This is a genomic window from Agromyces sp. Y558 (genome assembly GCF_059445415.1).
Window position 1 is genome coordinate 1,759,791 of record NZ_JCAIUH010000001.1, and the last position, 16,822, is coordinate 1,776,612.

17 protein-coding genes are annotated in these 16,822 nt (G+C 66.1%); 6 read left to right on the forward strand and 11 right to left on the reverse strand.

Annotated features, from left to right (window positions below):
• Positions 1-43: 43 nt before the first annotated feature.
• The 9 genes from AC1C2T_RS08255 to AC1C2T_RS08295 form a co-directional block, all read right to left on the reverse strand.
• Positions 44-919: an ABC transporter ATP-binding protein gene (locus tag AC1C2T_RS08255; protein ID WP_495362086.1), complete on the reverse strand. Its 876-nt coding sequence runs from the start codon at positions 917-919 to the stop codon at positions 44-46.
• On the reverse strand, positions 909-1,685 hold the full coding sequence (locus AC1C2T_RS08260; protein WP_495384934.1) for an ABC transporter permease: 777 nt from the start codon (positions 1,683-1,685) through the stop codon (positions 909-911). Before AC1C2T_RS08260 ends, AC1C2T_RS08255 begins: the two co-directional genes overlap by 11 nt.
• Positions 1,682-2,533, reverse strand: coding sequence for an ABC transporter permease (locus tag AC1C2T_RS08265; RefSeq protein WP_495384935.1), 852 nt, complete (start codon positions 2,531-2,533; stop codon positions 1,682-1,684). The genes AC1C2T_RS08260 and AC1C2T_RS08265 overlap by 4 nt, the downstream gene beginning before the upstream one ends.
• On the reverse strand, positions 2,530-4,083 hold the full coding sequence (locus AC1C2T_RS08270) for an acyl-CoA synthetase (RefSeq protein ID WP_495384936.1): 1,554 nt from the start codon (positions 4,081-4,083) through the stop codon (positions 2,530-2,532). Before AC1C2T_RS08270 ends, AC1C2T_RS08265 begins: the two co-directional genes overlap by 4 nt.
• A 75-nt stretch (positions 4,084-4,158) precedes the next feature.
• Entirely contained in the window at positions 4,159-5,148 is a 990-nt protein-coding gene (locus AC1C2T_RS08275) for an ABC transporter substrate-binding protein (protein ID WP_495384937.1), read from the reverse strand.
• Between the two features lie 69 nt (positions 5,149-5,217).
• Positions 5,218-5,670 carry a MaoC family dehydratase gene (locus AC1C2T_RS08280; protein ID WP_495384938.1) on the reverse strand — a complete coding sequence of 151 codons (453 nt, stop codon included), beginning with the start codon at positions 5,668-5,670 and terminating at the stop codon, positions 5,218-5,220.
• 21 nt (positions 5,671-5,691) lie between these two features.
• The gene (locus tag AC1C2T_RS08285; RefSeq protein WP_495384939.1) at positions 5,692-6,882 is read right to left on the reverse strand and encodes an acyl-CoA dehydrogenase family protein; all 1,191 of its coding nucleotides are present in this window, start codon (positions 6,880-6,882) and stop codon (positions 5,692-5,694) included.
• 4 nt (positions 6,883-6,886) lie between these two features.
• The gene (locus AC1C2T_RS08290) at positions 6,887-7,768 is read right to left on the reverse strand and encodes an amidohydrolase family protein (protein WP_495384940.1); all 882 of its coding nucleotides are present in this window, start codon (positions 7,766-7,768) and stop codon (positions 6,887-6,889) included.
• A 10-nt stretch (positions 7,769-7,778) separates the two neighbouring features.
• Entirely contained in the window at positions 7,779-8,711 is a 933-nt protein-coding gene (locus AC1C2T_RS08295; protein WP_495384941.1) for an SDR family NAD(P)-dependent oxidoreductase, read from the reverse strand.
• Between the two features lie 88 nt (positions 8,712-8,799).
• Between AC1C2T_RS08295 and AC1C2T_RS08300 the strand changes: the two genes are divergently transcribed.
• Entirely contained in the window at positions 8,800-9,306 is a 507-nt protein-coding gene (locus AC1C2T_RS08300) for a MarR family winged helix-turn-helix transcriptional regulator (protein WP_495384942.1), read from the forward strand.
• Positions 9,307-9,326: 20 nt separating this feature from the next.
• Positions 9,327-9,788 carry a MarR family winged helix-turn-helix transcriptional regulator gene (locus AC1C2T_RS08305; protein ID WP_495362096.1) on the forward strand — a complete coding sequence of 154 codons (462 nt, stop codon included), beginning with the start codon at positions 9,327-9,329 and terminating at the stop codon, positions 9,786-9,788.
• A 246-nt stretch (positions 9,789-10,034) separates the two neighbouring features.
• On the opposite strand, the gene AC1C2T_RS08310 is transcribed toward AC1C2T_RS08305, so the two are convergent.
• Together AC1C2T_RS08310 and AC1C2T_RS08315 are read right to left on the reverse strand one after the other, a co-directional pair.
• Positions 10,035-10,679, reverse strand: coding sequence for a response regulator (locus tag AC1C2T_RS08310; protein WP_495362097.1), 645 nt, complete (start codon positions 10,677-10,679; stop codon positions 10,035-10,037).
• Positions 10,680-10,708: 29 nt separating this feature from the next.
• Positions 10,709-11,509 carry a sensor histidine kinase gene (locus tag AC1C2T_RS08315; RefSeq protein WP_495384943.1) on the reverse strand — a complete coding sequence of 267 codons (801 nt, stop codon included), beginning with the start codon at positions 11,507-11,509 and terminating at the stop codon, positions 10,709-10,711.
• A 184-nt stretch (positions 11,510-11,693) separates the two neighbouring features.
• On the opposite strand from AC1C2T_RS08315, the gene AC1C2T_RS08320 reads away from it, so the two are divergent.
• The 4 genes from AC1C2T_RS08320 to AC1C2T_RS08335 all read left to right on the forward strand — a co-directional run bounded on the left by AC1C2T_RS08320 (position 11,694) and on the right by AC1C2T_RS08335 (position 16,775).
• Complete coding sequence (locus AC1C2T_RS08320; protein WP_495351861.1) at positions 11,694-12,410, forward strand: ABC transporter ATP-binding protein; 717 nt, start codon at positions 11,694-11,696, stop codon at positions 12,408-12,410.
• Entirely contained in the window at positions 12,407-13,192 is a 786-nt protein-coding gene (locus AC1C2T_RS08325; protein WP_495384944.1) for an ABC transporter permease, read from the forward strand. Before AC1C2T_RS08320 ends, AC1C2T_RS08325 begins: the two co-directional genes overlap by 4 nt.
• Entirely contained in the window at positions 13,189-13,923 is a 735-nt protein-coding gene (locus AC1C2T_RS08330) for a hypothetical protein (protein ID WP_495362101.1), read from the forward strand. The genes AC1C2T_RS08325 and AC1C2T_RS08330 overlap by 4 nt, the downstream gene beginning before the upstream one ends.
• 257 nt (positions 13,924-14,180) lie before the next feature.
• Complete coding sequence (locus AC1C2T_RS08335; protein WP_495384945.1) at positions 14,181-16,775, forward strand: purple acid phosphatase family protein; 2,595 nt, start codon at positions 14,181-14,183, stop codon at positions 16,773-16,775.
• Positions 16,776-16,822: the final 47 nt, after the last annotated feature.

Here is a 16,822-nt window from a genome sequence, read left to right on the forward strand (position 1 = left end):
CGGGCTGCCATCGCTGCGTGCAGAGGCGATCCCGCCGTGGAGCTCACCGGGCGGGTGCCTGGGCTCGAGCCGAGTCGGGGCGGAACCCCTTCTTCGCGAGCTGGATCTGTTCGTAGACGTGGTGGCGGAGTTCGGTGAACCGCGGCAGCGCACGTGTCTCGAGCTGGTCGCGATCCTGCGGGAGGTCGATCACGAGGTCCTCCTGGACGACGGTGGGCGACGAAGACAGGATGATGACGCGCTCGCCGAGGTACACCGACTCGTCGATGTCGTGGGTCACGAACAGCACGGTCACGCCCAGCCGTTTCCGGATGGCCCGGACGAGGTCCTCGAGGTCGGCGCGAGTCTGGGCGTCGACGGCCGCGAACGGCTCGTCCATGAGCAGCACCTCGGGCTGGTAGGCGATGGCGCGCGCGATGGCGACGCGCTGCTGCATCCCGCCGGACAGCTGCCACGGGTAGGACTTCGGAACGTGGGACAAGCCAACGCTCTCGATCGCCTCCGCCACGAGTCGCTTCCGTTCGGGCTTCGGAACTCTCGCATTCCGGAGCGGAAGCTCGACGTTCTCCTCGACGCGGAGCCATGGGTACAGCGACCGGCCGTACTCCTGGAACACGACGGCCATTTTCTTCGGGGGGCCTGTCACGCGCTTGCCGTCGAGGACGATCTCGCCGCTTGTCGGTTCGAGCAGTCCGGCGATGCACTTGAGCAGCGTCGTCTTGCCGGAGCCCGATGGCCCGACGAGGCATGTGAGCTCGTTCTTGCCGAGGTCGAAGGTCAGGTTGCGCACGGCTTCGATGTCGCCCGCATCCGTTCGGTAGACCTTCTGCAGGCCCTGCACCGACAGCAGCGTCTGTTCGGCCGGGAGGCTGCGCCCGCGTGGAGTGGGGGAGATTCCGGGGGTGCTCTCAGGCGGCATTCTCGATGTCCTTCAATCCGTAGTACCAGTGGAGGATGCGGTGTTCGACGAACTTGAAGATCATCGAGACGGCGTAGCCGATCAGTCCCAGCAGCAGGATTCCCGACCACATCTCGGGGATCGCGAAGCGGCGCTGGAACTGAATGATGGAGAAGCCCAGTCCTGAGGACGAGAAGAACATCTCGCTGATCACCATGAGGATGATCCCGATCGGAAGTGCTTGTCGAACGCCGGCGAGGATGCTGGGTGCGGCCGCAGGCATCACTTGGAAGCGCACGCGTGAGAATCCTTGGATGCCGTAGGAACGCGTCGTCTCGCTCTGCACGGAATCGACTGCGCGCACTCCCTCGATGGTGTTGAGCAGGACCGGCCAGATTGCCCCTGCGGCGATGACGACCACCTTCATGCCGTCACTCACGCCGATCAGCAGGCCGAAGATCGGGATGAGCACTGGCGGTGGGATCGCGCGGAAGAACTCGAAGGTCGGCTCCGTGAAGGCGCGAAGGTCGCGGCTGAGTCCGACGAGCAGTCCAATGAGGATGCCGAACACGATCGCGATGCCGGTGCCCACCGCGAACCGAGCGAGGCTCGGGAGGACATCCGTGAAGAAGCGATCGCCGACCCAGGTTTCGAAGAACTCTGCGAGGAGTTCGCCCGGCTTGGGAACGAAGATGCTCGTCGCATTCAGGCCGAGCGCCCACCAGATCAGGATGAGAATCAGCGGCAGCCCGAGCGCATAACCGAAGGAGACGAGTGTCTTCCTCATGCGGCCACCTCCCCTCGCACCGACTGGTGCCAACCGAGCAGGCGGTGCTCGAGCGCGCGGACGCCGACGTTGATGAGTACGCCCAGCAGGCCGGTGGCGAGTACGAGCGCGTACGTCGAGGCGTAGAGGCCGGCCTCCTTCGCCAACGCGATCTGGTTGCCGAGCCCCGGGGTGCCGATGACGAGTTCTGCGGTGACCGCGAGGATGAGGGCAACCGCTGCGGCGAGTCGGATGCCTGTCAGCAGGTAGGGGAGCATTGTCGGGAAGACGACGTCGCGAACCCGTTGCCACCAGGTGAATCCGAAGCTCCGCGCGGTGTTCATCGCGACGGAGTCGACGTCTGCGACCCCGTACAGCACTTGGATGAACACCTGCCAGAAGGCCCCGTACGTCACGATGAGCAGGCTTTGCTGCAGCGGGACGGCGAAGAGAAGGACGGCCAAGGGGATAAGGCCCACGGAGGGGATCGGTCTCAGGAACTCCACTGTGGACCGAGTCGCCTTCTGCAGGAACGGCGACAGGCCGATGAGGATACCGAGCGGCACGGCGAGGGCGGTGGCGAGCAGCATACCCAGAGCCCAGGAGGTGAGCGTCTGCCCCACCGCGATCCAGAAGCCCGTCAGGGTCGCGTTCGAGAACAGCGTCGCGATGACGACCGAGGCTGGGGGAAGGTAGGTGGAATCGACGAGGCCGGTGCGGGATGCGATCTCCCAGACGAGGAGGAATGTGAGCACGCCGGCGGCTCCGAGCAGCATGCGACGGGGACGGAACCGGCGCCGACGACGCGACGCGTCCGCTGCGGCAATGCTCCGTGTGACGGTGTCGACCGGCGCTGCGGGAGCGCTCATGAGATCACCTCTCCATGGAGTTCGGGCAGGGAACGGAAACGCTCCCTCAGGTCGACCTTGCGCACCTTCCCGCTGGCGGTGCGCGGAAGGTCATCCACGATCACCACGGCTCGCGGGATCTTGTACTTGGCCAGGCGTCCCGTCAAGTGCGTGATGACGGCCTCCGCGGAAAGCTGCGCGTCCTCCTGCAGGGCGACGATCGCGATCGGAACTTCTCCCCATCGGTCGTCGGGGACGCCGATCACAGCGGCGGCCGTGATCTCGCTGATCTCCATGATCAGCTGTTCCACTTCAGCGGGGTAGATATTCTCGCCACCGGAGATGATCAGGTCCTTGAGGCGGTCGCTGACCATCAGATAGCCGTCGTCGTCCAAGAATCCGATGTCGCCGGAGCGGAACCATACGCCGTCGCGCGCCTCGCGGCTCGCCTCCGGCCGATTCCAGTACTCCGGGATGACGTTCGGTCCGCTGATCTGAATCTCTCCCGCCTCGCCGGCGGGCAGGACCCGGCCGTCTTCGCCGACGATGCGCACGTCCGTGAAGAAGTGGGCGATGCCCGATGAGCCGATGTGCTCGCGCGCCTTGCGATACGGCAGCGCCGTGGCTCCGGGCGCCGTCTCGGTCAGCCCGTACCCGGAGGAGAAACTCAGGCCGCGCTCTTCGTAGGCCTCGACCACGCGCAGCGGGACGCTCGATCCGCCGCAGGTGAGCTTGCGGATGGAAGAGAGGTCGGTCTCTGCCCACGCGGGATGCTCGGCGATCATCTGGAACGTCGTCGGCACACCAGAGAGGCTCGTGACACCGTGGGCCTGAATGGCCTCGAGCACGGCCCCGGGATCGAACCTCTCATGCAGCACGATCGTTCCTCCCTTGAGGAGCGTCGGCAGTGCGCCCATGCTCAGCGATGCGACATGGAACATGGGGGCGATGAGCAACGTCACCTCGTCCGAGGTGATGTCGTAGTCGACCAGCGCGTTGATCGAGTTCCAGGTGAGGTTTCCGTGCGTCAGGACGGCGCCCTTCGGGCGGCCGGTGGTTCCGGAGGTGTAGAGGATCATCGCAGGGTCCTCGAGCGATACCGCGACGTCGGGAAGCTCTGCCGAGGCTGCGGCGATGGCGTCCTCGAAAGACTCGACAGCCGGAAGTTCGGCTGGGCCATCGATGACGAAGCGGCGCGTGAGAACGCTCGACCAGGCGGCGGCGCGCGCGAGCTCCCGTGTGGCCTGGAGGGTCACGAGAGTCGTGGCGCCGGAGTCCTCGATCATGTACTCGAGCTCGCGGGGGGCGAGCCGGGTGTTCAGAGGCACGAAGATCGCACCGATGGCTCCGCACGCGAAGAAGGTCGTGAGGAAGTCGGGGTGGTTATTGCCGACGAACACGATGCGGTCGCCCGTGGCCACGCCCCGCCTCGTGAGTGCGCTCGCCAGGCGCGCGATGCGCTCGGAGAGTTCTTCGTACCGAAGAGCCCCGCCGGAGGAGACGATCGCGACGTCCCCGTACGACTTCGCCCGGCGTCGAGAAATCCAGGTGCCGAGTCCCGCGTTCTTCATGGAATATGCCTCATTGCATTCGGTGGAGGAGTGTCGGGATAGGAGCGCCTGCGCGGCGCCCCCAACCCGGTGTCCCTAGGGGATGATCACGGTGTCCAGGTCGGGCTCGGACTCCATGAATCCATACTCCAATGCCAAGTCGGTCAGGTCGGCGAGCAATTGAGGATCGAGATCGGCGGAGAAGCGCTCGAGACGGAGGTTCTGCGCTGCCTCCGCGGGCATGCCAGTGAACTCCGCGATGGTCGCCGAGAAGCCCTCGGGATCAGCTGCGGCGGCCGCGAGCACGTCGGCGATGGCATCGCGCCACTTTTGGACCGTGTCGCTCTCGTCGTCCGCGACCGTCCCCGAGGTGAAGGTGACCATCGTCGGCAGACCGGGGATGGTGTTCTGGTTCGGGTAGCCGAGCACCGAGTACTTGTCGGGCGCGGCAGTGGCCTGCGACAGGAAGGGCTCGGGGACCCAGACGGCGTCGACGTTGTTGCTGTCGAGCTGGGCGAGGGCATCTGGGAAGGCGATCTCGATGAACTCGATGGACTCGGAATCGCCACCGTCGGCGTCGACCGATGCCTTGATGGTGAGGTCGCCCTGGGTGTTCACGGCGTTGACGGAGACACGCTTGCCGTCGAGGTCGGACCACGACTCGATGCCGTCGCCCGTCCGGGTGATTACCGCATTGATGTCCTCACCTTCCTCGAGGGAGAACGAGTATCCGCTGGCGACGTGCACGTCGACTCCTTGGCTCGCCGCGACGAGTACGGAGAGCGGATTGCCGACTCCGAAGTCGAGCTGGCCTGTCGAGACGGCCGGAAGCATGGCGGCGCCGCCCTGCGCGATCTGGGTCGTGACGTCGAGCCCGTGCTCCTCGAAGATGCCCTGGTCGATGCCGTATTGCACGGCAGCGGCGGGTGCTATGGGTAGGAGGCCGACGGTGATGGGCGTCAGGTCGCTGGATTCCCCTTCAGGGGCCGCGGTGTCGCCGCTGGGCGAACCGCTCGAGCAGGCGGCGAGCGCGAGGCTGACTGCCGCCACTGCTGCCAATATGCCGAACTTACTGATACTTGCCATGAAAGTGACTCCTTCGTTACTCGAATGGACCGCCGAGGCGGGTGGGGTGGTGCAGTAAAGACAGACGGGTCAGGCGTAGAAGCGGTACAGTCCGCGGGCGACGACCGCGGGTTTGGATGCGCCCTCGATCTCGATCGTCTGATCCACGTGCAGTTGATATCCGCCCGGAACCTCGGTGACCTCGGCGATGACGGCGTTCATGCGCACGCGCGCGCCGACCTTCACGGGTGAGGGGAACCGGACCTTGTCAAGTCCGTAATTCACCTTCGTAGCGACCCCCTCGGCCTCGAGGAGTTCCGTCCAGAACTTCACGGTCAGCGAGAGGCTGAGGAAACCATGGGCGATAGCACCGCCGAAGGGGCCGTCAGCGGCCCGCTGCGGGTCGACGTGGATCCATTGGTGGTCATCGGTCGCATCGGCGAAGAGGTTGACGCGGTCCTGGCTCACTTCGAGCCAGTCGGAGTAGCCGAGTTCGGTTCCGGCGAGGCCGGGGAGGGCGTCGTAGGTGACGGTCGTGGTCATGGGTGGGGCCTTTCCAAGGGTTCAGACGAATGCGGAAGCGCCGGTCAATGCGCGACCGACGACGAGGGAGTTGATTTCGTGGGTGCCTTCGTAGGAGTAGACGGCTTCGGCATCCGCGAAGAAGCGGGCGACATCGTGCTCGAGGAGGATGCCGTTGCCGCCGAGCAGTTCCCGCCCGAGTGCTACGGTTTCGCGGGCCATGCGCGCCGTGTGCATCTTTGCGAGTGACGAGTTCTCGTCGCGCGCATCACCGGCGTCCTGGCGAGCGGAGAGCTGGACGACCATGCCGAGTGATGCCGTGAGGTTCCCGAGCATCCGGGCGAGTTTTTCCTGCACGAGCTGGAACCCGGCGATCGGACGCCCGAACTGCTCCCGTCGGCTCACGTAGCGCAGGGTGCTCTCGAGCGCGCCGGCCTGCAGACCGGTGGCGATCCACGCGACATCCGATCGCATGGCTCGCAGGATGGACGCGACGTCACACCACGAGTCGACCCGCTGGAGGCGATCGCCCTCGGCCACGTGCACGCCATTGAGGACGACGGATGCGTTCTGCATCGGCCGCAGGGAGATCTTGCCGCGCATGGGCTCGACCGAGACGCCGGACGCCGCGCGCGGCACGAGGAACGCCTTCACGTTCCCGTCGTCGACATCGCGCGCGAAGACCGCGAGGACATCGGCGTCGGCCGCACCTCCGATCCAGCGCTTCGCGCCGTCGATCACCCAGTCGTCGCCGTCCCGCCGAGCGGTAGTGGCCAGCCCGCGCGCGATGTCGGAGCCGTGATCCGGCTCCGTCAGCGCGAATACGCCAGTCAGCGCGAAGCTCATCACCTGGGGGTCGAGCATCGCTGCTTGCTCCGGGGAACCTCCGAGCAGCACCGTGGTGCGAAACAGGCCAGATTGTGCGTTGTACAACGTCGCGACGGAGACATCCGCGCGAGCCAGCACGTAGTTGCGGAATCCCGCGAACATGCTGGAACGTGCCTCGTCGGCCGAGACGCCTTCCGGGGACATGAGGTCGAGCGGCACGAGTGCGTCGAGTACGGCGGCGGGCATCGCCGCCGCCTCCCACGCATCCGTCATCAGTGGCCGGATGTCGCGATCGAGCGTCTCCTGCAGGGTCGAGAGAATGCCCGCCGCAGCGGCGCTCAGGTGGGCGTCCGCGAATCCAAACGGATCGATGCCGATGGGGGAAGTGGAGTCGATGGCGGCCATGGCGTCACCCGAGCCCGAGGAGGTGGGCGGCATTGTCTTTGAGGATCGCCGGCAGCCGTTCGGGCTTGAGAGCCGTCTCCGCGGCGTCGGCGAGCCAACGATCGGGCGTCAGCAAGGGGAAATCGGAGCCGAACAGCACACGATCTTTGAGAAGCGTGTTGGCGTAGCGCACCAGTTCCGACGGGAAGTACTTGGGGCTCCAGCCCGACAGGTCGATCCAGGTGTTGTGTTTGTGAGTGGCGACCGAGAGTGCCTCGTCCTGCCAGGGCACCGAGGGGTGGGCCATGATTATCTGCAAGTCGGGGAAGTCCGCGGCGACAGGATCGAGCAGCATCGGGTTCGAGAGCCCGAGCCGGAGGCCGCGACCGCCGGGCACGCCGGCGCCGATGCCGGTCTGTCCTGTGTGGAACAGGGCCGGCACGCCTGCATCCTGAACCGCGGCGTAGATCGGATACCACTGCTCGTCGCTTGGGTCGAATCCCTGGACGGTCGGGTGGAACTTGAAACCGCGGACGCCGCTCTCCTCAGTCAGGCGCCGGATCTCCTCGACGGCGGTGGGGCGATGCGGATCCACGGAGCCGAACGGGATGAGCACGTCGTTGTTGCGCGCCGCACCCTCGGCGATCTCGGTGCTGGACAGCGCGGGGTGGCCGAGGTTCGTCTCGGCATCGACCGTAAACACGACGGCAGCCATACTCCGCTCGCGGTAGTAGGCCGCGACGGAATCGAGGTCGGGGCGTGGCCCGTCGGTACGGAAGTACCGCGATGCCGCATCGATGAGGTCTCCGGGTAGCGACGTGTGCCCGTCGTGGTCCACCTCGATGTGCACGTGCATGTCGATCGCGGTGAGGGAACCGAGATCGATGGCTGGCTCGTAACGGGACATGGCCGGTTGGTCAGGCAGTGGACGCCGTGCGCTGAAGGTCGTCGGGCAGCGGCGGGAACTTCTCACCGACCGACTGGAGGTTGCCGGCGATGATCGTGGGGAAGTCGGCTTCGAGGACCTCGTACGACCAGCCGCCGTCGCGGTACACCGAGACGACCGGTTCAGGATGCGACCAGATCTGGAGCCTGTCGCCGCCGACACCGATCACTTGGCCGCTGATGCCCGCGGCGGCGTCCGAGGCGAGATAGGCGATCGTACCGGCGACATCCTCGGACGTTCCGAAACCGAGCTCCTGCCGGAAGAACGGGGACATAGGCTCCCCGGCGCGGTCCGCCTCGACGGCGGCAGCGAAGTACGGCACGGTTGCGGTCATAGCCGTCGCTGCTACCGGTACGACGGCGTTCACGGTGATTGCGGCCTTCTTGAGTTCGAGTGCCCACGTGCGAACCATCCCGACTATGCCAGCCTTCGCCGCCGCGTAGTTCGTCTGACCGAAATTGCCGCGCTGGCCCGTGGGGGATCCGATGCAGATGATGCGACCGCCTGAGCCGCTCTCTCGCATGTGCGAAGCCGCTTCCCGGACGCACGTGAAGGTGCCGCGGAGGTGAACGCCGATGACGGTGTCGAAGTCGTCGTCGCTCATCTTCCAGAGCACGGCGTCACGAAGGACGCCGGCGTTCGTTACGAGGATATCGAGACGGCCGAACTCGTCGATCGCGGTGGCCACGAGTTTTCGGGCGGTCTCAGTCGGTCCAACCGGGGCGACAACCGATGTCGCGGTGCCGCCTGCAGCGCGAATCGAAGCGACGGCTTCGTCGGCAGTGGCGGCGTCCATATCGTTGATGACGACGGATGCGCCGTGCTTCGCGAGTTCGTGTGCGTATGCGAGGCCGAGGCCGCGGCCCGAACCTGTGACGATGGCTACTTTGCCGTCGAGTGACATAGACAACTCCTTTGTTGTTGGCCATGAGACCACATATCCATTGAATATGTCAATGATTGAAGCAACCATGTATTGATACGGTTGGGTCATGACGAGCGACCAGCTGCGCGGAACGGCCCTTCATGGCGATCTCGGGTTCATGCTGGCGCGGGCGAGTGTCAGGGCCAATGCGGCAGCAAACCGGGTGCTCTCACCGCTCCAGCTGACGGTGCGTTCGTACTCCGTGCTTGCCATCGCGGTCTCAGCGATCGGGGCATCGCAGCGGGAACTCGCAGAGTTGCTACAACTCGATCCCAGCCAGGTCGTAGCCCTCGTGGACGACCTAGAGCGGCGGGGGCTTGTGGTCCGCCAGCCCGATCCCTCGGATCGCCGGGCAAAAGTGGTGGTGGCAACACCGAGTGGCAATTCTCTTTTTGCGCGAGCGCATGCCGCGACGGGTGTCGCGGAACGTACTGCGCACGGCGACCTCGACGAGCCAGACCGTGCCCAACTCCTTGTGCTCCTGCAGTCGACGTTCAGCGGCAAAGAGATCGAGCCCCTCGATTCCCGGCGCGCAGGCGGCTCGGTCGCCCTGAACGTCGAGCGCACGGGATAATCGGTCGCGGAGGTGGATCCGTGACCGAAGTGAACGTGTCGACGAGGGCTGCGAGGCTCGCCGCTACTTCGCTGACTGATGAAGTCGAGTTCTTGGCAGCGCGGGCGCGGTCGATCGGAACCGCCCTCGCCAACGCCGCCTTGACACCATTGGGTCTCAAGGTGCGGCCCTATTCCGTACTTTCTCTCGCCTGCAGCGGTGCCGCCCCTTCGCAGCGTGAACTCGCGGACTTCCTACGTTTGGACGCGAGTCAGATCGTCGGAATCGTCGATGAACTGGAGCGAGATGGATTAGTTGGGCGCAGTGCAGACCCGGCGGACCGGCGGTCGAACGTCATCACGGCGACGCCCGCGGGACAAGAGCTCTACGCGCGGGCGAGAGCGGCCGCCCAGGGTGCCGAGGACCAGGCGCTGGCCCGCCTCGATGCAGTGGAGCGTGCCGAACTGCTTCGACTGCTCCGCCGGGTGGCCTTGGAGGACTGATTCTGCGGGCAGGTGGTCCGCAGGGTGGTCCGCAGGGCTCTATCGGGACTGTTGGTCAAAAGAACACCGCCACTCGTCAGCAAACCACAGGCCGGAGCGAGCTGTGCAGACGTGAGCTGAAACGTGTGCGTGAGCTGAAATTGACACCCTGGACCGCAGCACGAACACGGCCTCGGACCGTAATCGTCAACCCTAGGTTTCGCCGTGGTCTGCGTTCATGCAGCAGGACAGGAGCGATTTGAGGGATCATGCGCGGGCAACGAGGCCGGTTTCGTAGGCGGTGATGACGAGTTGGGCGCGGTCGCGGGCGTGGAGTTTGGCGAGGAGGTTGCCGATGTGGGTCTTGACGGTTTTGATCGAAATGATGAGCGTGGTGGCGATTTCGTCGTTGGACAGCCCTTGTCCGACGAGGGTGAGCACTTCGGTCTCCCGCTCGGTGATCGGATCCAGTTTTCGAGCCGGTGTAGCGGCTGGGCGGTTGACGTAGTGCTCGACGAGCCGGGTCAGGATGGTTGGTGCGAAGAGGGATTCGCCGGCGTGGGTACGGCGGATGGCGTCGAGGAGCTGGTCTGGGTGAGCGTCTTTGAGAAGGAAGCCGCTGGCCCCGGCTCGAAGTGCGCCGTAGACGTACTCATCTAGCTCGAACATGCTGAGCACGAGCACTCGGCAGGACGCGAGTGCGGGGTCCGCAGCGATATTGCGTGTCGCCTCGATGCCATCGCCGCCGGGCATGCGAATGTCCATCAAGGTGACGTCGGGGGTGAGTTCGCGTGCAAGGCGCACGGCGTCCGTACCTGTGGCGGCTTCCCCGACCACCGTAAGGCCTGAGGTCCCGTTGACGAGAATCGTGAGGCTGTGGCGGAGCAGCGGTTGGTCGTCGACGATGAGCACTCGGATCGCGGCTGTGTCTAATGCGTTGTTCACGGGTTCCCCTGATCGGGGAAGCGCGCAGTCAGGTGGAAGCCCTTTCCTTTGGTGTGGGTGTGAATGGTGCCTCCGAGTGCGGTGACGCGTTCACGGAGGCCGTTGAGTCCGTGGCCTGCGCCGGGGTGTGGGAACCAGCCCTCTCGCGGTCCGGCGTCGTGAACGTCGACGACGATCGCGTCGCCGTCCCGGTGGACGCTGATGCGCGCGGTCGTGGGGCCGGCATGTCGGAGGGTGTTGTTGAGTGCCTCACGGACGATGGCGCAGACGGTGAGCTGTGCACCGGGTGACACATCACCTCCCGAGTCGAGGTCGAGGCTGGCGGTGACGCCGGCTGCATTCGCGGCCGTGATGATCGAGGGCAGGTCGTCGAGAGTGTCGGCGGGACGCAAGGGGGCCACGCCTGGGGTGCGGAGAACCCCCAGCATCCGGCGAAGCTCGGTGGTGGTCTCACGACTGGCGTGCTCGATGTCGGTCAGCGCACTCATCCGTTCGGACTCGCCGTTCGGACCTGTCATGCAGCGGGCAGTGGCGGCGCGCACGGTGATGAGTCCGATTCCGTGGGAGACCAGGTCATGCAGATCGGCAGCGATCCGCAGCCGTTCGCGCTGCGTCGCACGCTCGGCCGCCCACGCTGCCAAGTCGTCTTCATAGTGTTTGCGCTGCGACCGTGAGCGGGCAAAGGCCCAGCCCATCACCAAGACGATGATGATCGCGGACACGACCAACGCGATCCAGCCCGCAACAGGTCTGTCGGTCCCGGTGATCGCCAGAACCAGCACGATCGCGACGAGCACGATCAACGCGACGAGCCAGACGCGTGAGCGCCACGTGGGGCGGGCGGAGTCCATCAACCAATTTTATATTCCGGCGCTTTCGCGAGCATCGGCCCTGGGTCGGAGAGAACTGAGACCGAGAAGACCTCGAAAGACAGGTCACTGGTCCGATGACGCTCGGGCGGTTCTCGACTGACATGGTGTCATGCTCTCCATCGACGCGCTCACCAAACGGCATGGCTCGCGCACCGTGCTTTCCGATGCGAGTTTCCAGGCGTTGCCCGGCCGAGTGACCGGATTTCTCGGGCCGAACGGGGCGGGCAAGTCCTCAACGTTGCGCATCCTCCTCGGCCTCGACAGTCCCACTGCAGGGTCCGTACTGATCGATGGGAGGCCGTACCGAAGCCTGCGTGATCCGCTGCGCACGGTCGGATCCATGCTGGACGGCTCGGGCGCACACCGCTCGCGCACCGCCCGCAACCACCTCGCCTGGGTAGCACGCAGCAATGGCATCCCGAAGCGCCGCGTGAACGACGTGCTTGAACAGGTGGGCCTCGCAGACGCTGGGCGCACCCGCGTCAGCAATCTCTCCCTCGGCATGGGGCAACGACTGGGCCTTGCCGCGGCACTCCTTGGCGAGCCGGCGGCGCTCGTGCTGGACGAGCCGGTGAACGGCCTCGATCCCGAGGGCATCCGGTGGATACGAGGGCTGCTGCGTGACCATGCCGACGCGGGTGGCACCGTCCTGCTGTCCAGCCATCTGATGAGCGAGGTCGCGGAGATCGCCGACGACCTCGTGGTCATCGCCGGTGGACACATCGTCGCGGACGGCTCGCTGGCTCAAGTCACCGCGGGGTATCCGACGCTCGAGACCGCCTTCTTCGCCCTCACTGAATCAACCCGGGTCGAGGACGGACGATGAGCCTCATCCGCGCCATTGGCGCTGAACTGCACAAGGCCGCAACGTTGCCCGGAGTCTGGGCAGGAATCGCCGTGACGTTGCCGGGATCGGTCGCGATCACGCTGCTCAACTCGTTGTCGACTCGTGCCGCGCTCGGCGCGGGTCAGCCTGAGATGCACGCATCCACGTCGCCGTTCGAGACGGCATTCGCCGCGATGCCACTCGGCACGGTCGGCGCTGTCGTCATCGGAGTCATGGTGTTCAGCAGCGAATACACCGCCAACAGCACCGATGTCGGCGGAGGACAGCAGATCACCGCGACTCTCACCGCGATGCCGCATCGCGTGCGGCTCCTGATCGCGAAGGCAATCACGGTCTGCCTGTTCATCATTGTCGTCGCGGCGGTCGCCATGCCCCTCGCCATCAGCATCGCACGCGCTGTCATCGGCGATGAGGAAACCGAGACCATCACGTTAGCCGACGCACTCGTCCGTTGCCTCGGCGGTGCGCTCTACTGGACCCTCACCGGACTCATCGCCTTCACGATCACCGTCCTCACCCGCAACGGCATCATCCCGCTCATCATCCTCATCCTGAACAGCTCCGTAGTGTCGGTCTCACTCCTCCTGACGAAACTCACCCCAGCTGCGCACTGGCTCCCCGACATGGCAGGACTCAAGCTCTTCGGTTTACGCACCGTCGAGGGCGGACTGGATGCCGGTCCAGGGGCATTGATCATGACCGGCTGGGTCGTTCTGCTTCTGGTGATCGCAGCGGTCGTCTTCCGCCACCGGGATGCGTGAGCACGGTGCGCATCGGAAACGTCATCGCGTCCGAACTCGACAAGCTGCGAACCCTCCCCGTCACCATCCTCACCATTCTCGGCACGATCCTCATCGGAGCGCTGATCACCGCAGCTATTGCCGCCAGCGCGATTGGCCAGGGGGCGTCGGTGACGGCTGTGGATGCCGCACGTCGTGCAGTGCCATTCATCCAAGCCGGGTTCGTTCTGCTCGGCATCCTCCCCGCCACCCAGGAATACATCGGCCGTCAGATCCGCACAAGCCTCACCGTGGTGCCGCGCCGTGGCCTCCTAGCCGCAGGCAAGACAGTCGCGGCAGGATCTACCATCGCACTCACCGCTATAGCCACAATCGCGGCGGCACTGACCGCCGCCTCGATTACCCGTGCCCTCTTCGCCGTACCGCAACCGACGGGAGATACGGAACTGTGGCCCCTCGTCGGAGCAGCGGGATACCTCACACTGATCGGCCTGCTCTCCCACGCCGTCGCCCTCATCGTCCGGCACCTGGTACCCGCACTCGTGGGCATGCTCAGCCTCGTGCTGATCATCTCGCCCGTCCTGGCAGGCCTCACCGAGCATGCCCGTTGGCTGCCCGACCGTGCGGCGGCACAGCTCTATGACCCCACCGACCCCTTCCTCACCACGGGAACTGGCGCACTCGTGGCCAGCGCCTGGATCATTCTGATCGGCGCACTCGGAATCACACAGTTCATCCGTCGCGACCCGTAATCCCAGCCAAAGTCGCAACTCAGGACGACCGCACGCATCGGAAGCCTGGCGGTGATCGGACGCCTGCATGCGGATCCTTTGGTTCTTGCGGGCATTCATGCCGGTTCACCTCGCGGATGCCTGCTGGCCAGCCCCGAGACATCCGACCCCGATTGCATGGGCGCGGGACAAGATCGCGCGACCTGCGCCCGCCGCCCCGCGAGCGAGGGCCGTGCGTGACCATGCCCACCCGCCTACCCATGCGACGAAGGAATCAGATGACCACGACGAAGAACGCGACACGCTGGGGGAGGCGAGGTGCGGTCTCCGCTGCGCTGCTCGCCCTGCTCGGCGGTGTGCTCGCGGCGCCGGTGCCGGCACTGGCCGCCCCCGATGTACCGACCGAGCCCGTGATCAGCACCGGCACCACCACTTGGAAGTACCTCGACGACGGCACAGACCCCGCGCGCGGCGCGGAGCCGCTGCGCGTCTGGACGACGACCGGCTTCGACGACAGCACCTGGAAGTCGGCGCAGGGCAGCTTCGGCGCGAAGAACGGCAAGCTCGCGCCCGTGGGCCCGCAGACGCCGAAGACCCTGCTGAACCAGTACCTCGACGGCGTGGCCGCGCCTGACGTGCCGACCTTCTTCTTCCGCACGACGTTCGAGCTCGCCACGGGCGTCTCCGACGAGGTCGGATCGATCGTCGGCGAACTGCTCTACGACGACGGCGCAGTGGTGTGGATCAACGGCGAACGCGTCGCCGGCTTCGACGCCGACCGCGTCAGCGAGACGAGCAACGTGCAGTACGCCGGCTCGGGCTCATCCGACCCCGCGCCCGGCCACTTCGAGGTCGACGGCGACGTGCTCGTCGACGGCACCAACACCGTGGCCATCGCGCTCTACCAGGACCGCGAGACGAGCTCGGACATCTACCTCGACGTGCCCTCGATCCGGCTGCTGCCGGCGGGTGAGCCCGGTGTGCCCGTCGTGGCGCCGCCGACACGCGTCATCTTGACCCCGACCGAGACGCCGATGACCTCGCAGTCGTTCTCGTGGCTCGCCGGCGACGTCTCGCACGAGTCGGGCCAGGTGCAGATCCGCACGGCCGGCTCCACCGACATCCGCACCATCGACGCGTACGCGGCCGGCACGGTCAACGGCAACCCGAAGCAGCACTTCTCGGCGACCGTCGACACGCTGACGCCCGCGACCGAGTACGAGTACCGTGTCGGCCTCGAAGGCAGCTGGAGCGACTGGTTCGAGTTCGGCACCGCCGACCCGAACGCCGACGAGTTCCAGTTCGTCTATTACGGCGACGCGCAGATCGGCCTCGACACGACGTGGCCGTCGGTCGTGCGACAGGCCGAGGAGACCGCGCCCGACTCGATCGGCTCGGTGCACGCGGGCGACCTCATCAACACCGGCAGCAACGAGACCGAGTGGCTCAACTGGTTCAAGGGCATGGAGAACTCGGCGGCGACGACGAACGTCATGGCCGCTCCAGGCAACCACGAGTACTCGGGCGACAAGCTCCTGAAGTCGTGGAAGGCGAACTTCGAGTACCCGCGCAACAACCCGACGACCGAGACGACCGGTGAACTCGCCGACCTCGCCGACGGTGACACGGATGTCGCGAAGCAGTACGCCGCGTACTTCGAGCACTGGACTCAGTTCGCCGCCGAGACGGTGTACTTCACCGACTACCAGGACGTGCGCTTCATCACCCTGAACGCGACCCGCGACACGACGTTCCTCACGCCCGACGTGCTGCCCGGCTGCGCCGGCACCGACTGCCCGTCGACGAAGGTCTCCGAACTGTGGACGCAGTTCCAGGCGGCTTGGCTCGACTACGTGCTCGAGTCCAGCCCGTCGAAGTGGAACGTCGTGACCTTCCACCAGCCCGTCTACTCCGCCTCGGAGGGGCGCGACGAGCCCGTGCTGCGCGAGTACTGGGTGCCGATCTTCGAGAAGCACGACATCGACCTCGTCATGATGGGCCACGACCACACCTACGCTCGCGGCTACAACAACGACGACGTCACCGAGACCCCCGGCATCACGGATGGCCCGGTCTACATCGTCTCCAACTCGGGTGCGAAGCACTACGAGCTCGAGTCCGACGAGAAGAACGTCTGGACGAACAACAACGCCACCCAGGTGCTGCGGGGCGCGGGCGTCACGACGTACCAAGTCGTCAACGTGTCGGACGACAAGCTCGTCTACCGCTCGTACCTCGCTGAGAAGCAGCCGAACGCGACGACCGAGCTGCCGGTCGGCGCGGTCTACGACGAGTTCACCGTCACCAAGAAGGACGACGGTCGCAAATGGGTCACCGAAGCTGGCGTCGAACCGCCCGTCGACCCTGAGCTGCCCGGCCCGGGCGAGCCCGGCGACGCACCCGACCCGATCGACCCGGCCGAGCTGACGGACGCGAATCGCGGTGGCGTCACCGTGCCGGCGACGGTGACTCTCGGCGAGCCCTTCACCGTCGGCCTCGGCGACGAGCGCGCCGGCACCGGCGTGTGGGCGTGGCTCCACTCCGAGCCGACCCTGCTCGGCGGCGCGACCGCCGACTCGAGCGGCGAGTTCACCACCGTGGTGCCCGTCGGCACCGCGACGGGTGAGCACCGCCTCGTCGTCCAGGCGGCCGACGGCTCGCTCATCGGCTGGGATGCCGTTCAGGTCGACGCGGCCGCCGGCGCAGATGGCGGTGGTGCAGGTGCTGGTGCAAGCGGCGACCTCGCGAGCACGGGAGCCGAGGCATCCGCCGCGATCTGGGCCGCCGGGGCGCTGCTCGCGCTCGGCGGGCTCGTGACCGCGGTCGCGATTCACCGGCGGCGGCGCACCACCGGCTCGGTCTCGCTGGGCTAGCACGAGTCGAGCGGATGTCGCGGCGCACGCGGCATCCGCTCGACTGC

What these genes read in the sequence shown, in the direction of transcription:
- AC1C2T_RS08295 (WP_495384941.1), bottom strand. Translation starts at nt 8,711, where the DNA reads ATGTCACTCGACGGCAAAGTAGCCATCGTCACAGGTTCGGGCCGCGGC.
- AC1C2T_RS08285 (WP_495384939.1), bottom strand. Translation starts at nt 6,882, where the DNA reads ATGGCCGCCATCGACTCCACTTCCCCCATCGGCATCGATCCGTTTGGA.
- AC1C2T_RS08260 (WP_495384934.1), bottom strand. Translation starts at nt 1,685, where the DNA reads ATGAGGAAGACACTCGTCTCCTTCGGTTATGCGCTCGGGCTGCCGCTG.
- AC1C2T_RS08300 (WP_495384942.1), top strand. Translation starts at nt 8,800, where the DNA reads ATGACGAGCGACCAGCTGCGCGGAACGGCCCTTCATGGCGATCTCGGG.
- AC1C2T_RS08325 (WP_495384944.1), top strand. Translation starts at nt 12,407, where the DNA reads ATGAGCCTCATCCGCGCCATTGGCGCTGAACTGCACAAGGCCGCAACG.
- AC1C2T_RS08335 (WP_495384945.1), top strand. Translation starts at nt 14,181, where the DNA reads ATGACCACGACGAAGAACGCGACACGCTGGGGGAGGCGAGGTGCGGTC.
- AC1C2T_RS08265 (WP_495384935.1), bottom strand. Translation starts at nt 2,533, where the DNA reads ATGAGCGCTCCCGCAGCGCCGGTCGACACCGTCACACGGAGCATTGCC.
- AC1C2T_RS08290 (WP_495384940.1), bottom strand. Translation starts at nt 7,768, where the DNA reads ATGTCCCGTTACGAGCCAGCCATCGATCTCGGTTCCCTCACCGCGATC.
- AC1C2T_RS08275 (WP_495384937.1), bottom strand. Translation starts at nt 5,148, where the DNA reads ATGGCAAGTATCAGTAAGTTCGGCATATTGGCAGCAGTGGCGGCAGTC.
- AC1C2T_RS08320 (WP_495351861.1), top strand. Translation starts at nt 11,694, where the DNA reads ATGCTCTCCATCGACGCGCTCACCAAACGGCATGGCTCGCGCACCGTG.
- AC1C2T_RS08280 (WP_495384938.1), bottom strand. Translation starts at nt 5,670, where the DNA reads ATGACCACGACCGTCACCTACGACGCCCTCCCCGGCCTCGCCGGAACC.
- AC1C2T_RS08255 (WP_495362086.1), bottom strand. Translation starts at nt 919, where the DNA reads ATGCCGCCTGAGAGCACCCCCGGAATCTCCCCCACTCCACGCGGGCGC.
- AC1C2T_RS08270 (WP_495384936.1), bottom strand. Translation starts at nt 4,083, where the DNA reads ATGAAGAACGCGGGACTCGGCACCTGGATTTCTCGACGCCGGGCGAAG.